Origin of the sequence: Methylobacterium sp. WL103 (assembly GCF_008039885.1) — a bacterium.
GTDB lineage: Bacteria > Pseudomonadota > Alphaproteobacteria > Rhizobiales > Beijerinckiaceae > Methylobacterium > Methylobacterium cerastii.
In genome coordinates, this window is the sequence record NZ_VRUX01000469.1 from 1 (window position 1) to 3,397 (window position 3,397).

5 protein-coding genes and 1 pseudogene are annotated in these 3,397 nt (G+C 70.9%); 4 read left to right on the forward strand and 2 right to left on the reverse strand.

Going from position 1 to position 3,397, the window contains the following annotated elements; genetic code table 11:
- A pseudogene (locus tag FV222_RS20680) lies at window positions 1-349 on the reverse strand (hypothetical protein); the annotation flags it as partial.
- 154 nt (window positions 350-503) lie between these two features.
- Window positions 504-1,010, reverse strand: coding sequence for an Hsp20 family protein (locus FV222_RS20685; protein WP_147751729.1), 507 nt, complete (start codon window positions 1,008-1,010; stop codon window positions 504-506).
- A 275-nt stretch (window positions 1,011-1,285) separates the two neighbouring features.
- Between FV222_RS20685 and FV222_RS20690 the strand changes: the two genes are divergently transcribed.
- The 4 genes from FV222_RS20690 to FV222_RS20705 are packed head-to-tail and all read left to right on the forward strand — an operon-like array spanning window position 1,286 to window position 3,115.
- On the forward strand, window positions 1,286-1,471 hold the full coding sequence (locus FV222_RS20690) for a hypothetical protein (protein ID WP_147729728.1): 186 nt from the start codon (window positions 1,286-1,288) through the stop codon (window positions 1,469-1,471).
- 17 nt (window positions 1,472-1,488) lie between these two features.
- Window positions 1,489-2,124, forward strand: coding sequence for a nitrile hydratase subunit alpha (nthA, locus tag FV222_RS20695; protein ID WP_147761631.1), 636 nt, complete (start codon window positions 1,489-1,491; stop codon window positions 2,122-2,124).
- Window positions 2,121-2,798 carry a nitrile hydratase subunit beta gene (gene nthB / locus FV222_RS20700; RefSeq protein WP_147815530.1) on the forward strand — a complete coding sequence of 226 codons (678 nt, stop codon included), beginning with the start codon at window positions 2,121-2,123 and terminating at the stop codon, window positions 2,796-2,798. The genes nthA and nthB overlap by 4 nt, the downstream gene beginning before the upstream one ends.
- Window positions 2,795-3,115 carry a nitrile hydratase accessory protein gene (locus FV222_RS20705; protein WP_147761633.1) on the forward strand — a complete coding sequence of 107 codons (321 nt, stop codon included), beginning with the start codon at window positions 2,795-2,797 and terminating at the stop codon, window positions 3,113-3,115. Before nthB ends, FV222_RS20705 begins: the two co-directional genes overlap by 4 nt.
- Window positions 3,116-3,397 lie beyond the last annotated feature (282 nt).

The window sequence follows — 3,397 nt, forward strand, 5'->3', positions numbered from 1 at the left end:
CCTCCCGGTCGAGCTCGCCGAGCGCCGCGAGCACCGCGTCGATCGAGACCGGCTCGGCCCGGCTGCCGACGAGGCACCGCATGCCCGGCGCTCCTTCGAGCACGCAGGCATCCGACGCCCAGGATGCCAGGATCGCGCGCTTGTCCGCCGGCGAGAGCATCGGATGGGACAGGACCGCGCGCGGGTGGCGAAACACGTCGCCGGGGGCGACGAGCGCCTGCCAAGCCTCGAACGAGGCCGGATGCGCGCCGCCGGACTGGTGCGCGCCGACGGGGGGCAGGCCGGGGCCGACGCCCACGTTCATGTCAGGGCTGGTGGCCCGGGAGTGGAAAAGGTGCGTCTGCATCATCGACGATCCTCCTTCCTGAATACGGGTTTGCTTCCTGTTACGGGTTGGATGGGCGATAGGGGTCGTCATACCCCCGCGGGCCCGGCGAGGCTCGCGGGGGGCTCGGTTCGCGGTCGGGCAGGGCCCTGGTTCAGGCCCCGCCCACGCTGCCGCCTCAGGCGGCCTTGCGCGTGGACTCGATCCGCGGCGCGTTGTCTTGGCCGGCGGACTCGTGCCCCACGGCCTGGCTCACGGCGTCCTGCGACCCGCCGATCGGGATGCGCCGCGGCTTGAGCGCCTCGGGCACCTCGCGCTTGAGGCTGACGGTCAGCAGGCCGTTCTCCAGGCTCGCGCCGACGACCTTCACGTGGTCGGCCAGGTTGAAGGTCTGGCGGAACGTGCGGGCGGCGATGCCGCGATGCAGGACCTGGCGCGCGTTTTCGGAGGTGGTCTTCTGGCCTGTCACCAGAAGGCTGGAATCGTGCTGCGTCAGCTCGATCTCGTCGGGCGCGAAGCCGGCGACGGCCATGGAGATGCGGTATTCGTCGTCTGCCACCCGCTCGATGTCGTAGGGCGGCCAGGTCGACGAGGCCTCGGCCTGCGTGGCCTGGTCCAGCATCGAAAACAGTCGGTCGAAGCCGACCGTGGAACGGTAGAGCGGTGCAAAATCGAGGGTCCTCATGACCACATCCTCCTTGGAGCAACGTGATGACAAGGGTCGCCGGATGCCTTGACCCGGCGCCCGTGGCGCGAGCCGTCGTTGGGCCTCGCGCGTGAGAAACGACCGGCGCATGATCCGGTTCCCAAAAAATTCGCGTTTCTCGAAATCAGGTCGCCGCGTCGTGCGGGACGGGCCTCTCCGATTGAATCTGGGCGGCGTGCCAAAACCCCTTCCCGATCCTCGCAGGCGACGCCACATCCGTTTATGTTCGATTCGAACGATCAGGAGAGCTTGCCGTGTACACTGTGAAGGCGAACGACCATGCGGGCCGGCCCGCGACGTTCGCGTGCGGCACCGCCGACCAGGCCCTTGAGAAGACCTGGGAACTGGCTCGGCGCGGCTTCAAGGACATCGTGGTGACCGATCCGAAGGGCCACGCCTCGAACGCTGCCGCGTTCGAGCGCTCGCTCGACCTGGCCTGAGGCGGGCGCCGGCTCGGATGGCCCACCACCACGACGACCACGATCACAGCGAGCTGTCCCCCGTCGAGGCGCGGGTGCGGGCGCTCGAATCGATCCTCGTGCAGAAGGGCTACGTCGAGCCGGCGGCGCTCGATGCGCTGGTCGAGCGCTACGAGACGCAGGTCGGCCCCCATCTCGGGGCGCAGGTGGTGGCCCGTGCCTGGGTCGATCCGGCCTATCGCGAACGGCTCCTGGCCGACGCCACCCCGGCCATCGCCGAACTCGGCATCGGTGGGCGCGGCGGCGAGCACATGGTGGTGGTCGAGAACACGCCCGAGGAGCACAACCTCGTCGTCTGCACCCTGTGCTCCTGCTACCCCTGGCCGGTGCTCGGCCTGCCGCCGGTCTGGTACAAGGCGCCGCCCTACCGCGCCCGCGCCGTGATCGACCCGCGCGGCGTGCTCGCCGCGTTCGGGGTGCGCCTGCCCCAGGCGACGCGGATCACCGTGTGGGATTCCACCGCCGAGCTGCGCTACATGGTGCTGCCGATGCGGCCGGCCGGGACCGAGGCCCTCGACGAGCGCGGGCTCGCAGCCCTGGTCACCCGCGACGCGATGATCGGCACCGGGCTGCCGGGCGCACCCGCAAGTGTTCCCACAAGTGTGCCAGCATGAACGGCGCCCAGGATCTCGGCGGCATGCACGGGCTCGGCCCGGTGATGCCAGAACCCGACGAGCCGGTGTTCCACGCAGCTTGGGAAAGCCGTGTCTTCGCGTTGGCCATGGCGATGGGCTTCACCGGCGCCTGGACGCTGGACGGCAGCCGCGCCGCCCGCGAGGCGATGCCGCCGGCCGACTACCTGCGGTCGAGCTACTACGCGATCTGGCTCGACGCGCTGGAGCGCCAGCTCGCCGCCCACGGCCTCGCGCGGCCCGACGAGATCGCCCGCGGCGTTCCTGACCCGGACCCGGACCCGGACCCGGCGCCGGTGGCCCGGGTCCTCACCGCCGACATCCTGGAGCCGCGCTACCGCGCCGGCTTCCCGAGCGACCGGCCCGCCCCGGCGCCGGCGCGCTTCGCGGTCGGCGACGCGGTGACGATGCGCAACATCCACCCGCCGACCCACACCCGCCTGCCGCGCTACGTGCGGGCCAAGAGGGGCACGGTGCTGCGCGTCCACGGCACCTTCGTCCTGCCCGACACCAACGCCTACGGGGAGGGCGAGAACCCGGACTGGCTCTACACCGTGGCCTTCCCGTCGAGCGAGCTCTGGGGCGAGGACGCCGACCCGAACGGGCGTGTCACCGTCGCGGTGTTCGAGCACTACATCGCGGGCGGCCGCACGTGAGTGTGCCTGCCTCCCCATTCTCGGCGCCGTGGGAGGCGCAGGTCTTCGCGATGGTGGTGTCGCTACAGGAATCGGGGCTGTTCACCTGGGCCGAGTGGGCCGACACCCTCGGCGCCGCGATCCGCCCCGCAGACGGCCCCGAGGCGCCGGCCAATTACGGCCGCTGGCTCGCCGCCCTGGAGATTATCCTCGCCGCCCGCGGCATCGCCGACGCCGACACTCTCGACGCCCGCCGCGACGCCTTCCTCCGCGCGGCGGAGGCGACCCCGCACGGCCTGCCGATCGCGCTGGAGAACGATCCGCTGTTCCGGCGATGAATGACGCGTCAGCCGACACGACGCCGGATCGCCGACCGCGCGATGCGTCCGATGTAGGCGTGGGTCCCCTCTCCAGAGCGGGAGAGGGACAGGGTGAGGGATGAGAACTTTCCGGAGAGGTCACGCCCCTCACCCCGACCCTCTCCCTATGGGAGAGGGAGCTCGCGGTGCCGCCCTCGACACGGCGACCTGATTTCGAGAAACGCGAATTTTTTGGGAACCGGATCATGCGCCGGTCGTTTCTCACGCGCGAGGCCCAACGACGGCTCGCGCCACGGGCGC

Bases quoted from the DNA above. Each gene is read 5' to 3' on its own strand.
- FV222_RS20685 (WP_147751729.1), bottom strand. From the start codon at position 1,010: ATGAGGACCCTCGATTTTGCACCGCTCTACCGTTCCACGGTCGGCTTC.
- nthA (WP_147761631.1), top strand. From the start codon at position 1,489: ATGGCCCACCACCACGACGACCACGATCACAGCGAGCTGTCCCCCGTC.
- nthB (WP_147815530.1), top strand. From the start codon at position 2,121: ATGAACGGCGCCCAGGATCTCGGCGGCATGCACGGGCTCGGCCCGGTG.